The organism is Vibrio sp. 2132-1, from assembly GCF_033344315.1.
In genome coordinates, this window is record NZ_JAWPON010000210.1 from 1 (window position 1) to 824 (window position 824).

Sequence of the window (824 nt, forward strand, 5' to 3'; positions counted from 1 at the left end):
CTGGCTTCGGAAGCATACAAGCCATTCATGAACAAATAACATCAGAAGTGAGCATGTTCTTATGAGTACATTTCTAATTACATTTGCAGTGTTTGTTGCGGTGATCGCAGCGATGGCCGTTGGCTACATCTTCCAGAAGAAAGTAGTGAAAGGCAGCTGTGGTGGTCTTGGCGCAGTCGGCATAGAGAAAGTATGTAACTGCCCAGAGCCATGTGACGCGCGCAAGAAGCGTGAAGCTCGCGAAGCTGCTCGTGCTGAAAAGCTAGCTGCGTGGGAAAAAGACCGTATAGCGTAACGCGCAAGCATAGAGTGCTTATCATTTTTCTATAACCCAGCTTCGGCTGGGTTATTTTTTGCGTGTATCAAAGCGCCGTGCTTTCTACATAGAGAGTGAAATATTAGTACTTTCACGGGCGCATAATTGGGTGAGGTATATACTCAAATAAAGGTTCATTCGAGTCGGAGGACACAATGGAATTACATCAACATGGCATGGCTGATCTTTTCAATCAGCTCGGGTTAGGGAGCTCTTCCAAAGAAATTAAAGATTTCGTCAATACGCATCGACATAAACGTGAATCAGCACCTTTACACGAAGCGAGTTTCTGGACACATTCTCAGGCCGCATTTTTAAAACAAGCGATTGAAGAAGATGCTGATTGGGCTGAGCTTGTGGATCAGCTCGATGTAATGTTGCGTGATTGAACCGCGATAAAAAAAAGATAATTCAACCCTTTAGAAAGTTCTCTGTGCGGTGGTTTTAATCTTTCATTTTCTTGCTTCGTTAATTGAATTATACTGTATTTTTAACCAGTGTTTTGTCG

General features: G+C 43.2%; 2 protein-coding genes. Both read left to right on the forward strand.

Features of this window, described 5'->3' with window-relative positions:
• Nucleotides 1–61 precede the first annotated feature (61 nt).
• The gene (nqrM, locus tag R8N47_RS24475; protein ID WP_005436655.1) at nt 62–295 is read left to right on the forward strand and encodes a (Na+)-NQR maturation NqrM; all 234 of its coding nucleotides are present in this window, start codon (nt 62–64) and stop codon (nt 293–295) included.
• 176 nt (nt 296–471) lie between these two features.
• On the forward strand, nt 472–705 hold the full coding sequence (locus R8N47_RS24480) for a DUF2789 domain-containing protein (protein WP_020841183.1): 234 nt from the start codon (nt 472–474) through the stop codon (nt 703–705).
• Nucleotides 706–824 lie beyond the last annotated feature (119 nt).

Bases quoted from the DNA above. Each gene is read 5' to 3' on its own strand.
- nqrM (WP_005436655.1), top strand. From the start codon at position 62: ATGAGTACATTTCTAATTACATTTGCAGTGTTTGTTGCGGTGATCGCA.
- R8N47_RS24480 (WP_020841183.1), top strand. From the start codon at position 472: ATGGAATTACATCAACATGGCATGGCTGATCTTTTCAATCAGCTCGGG.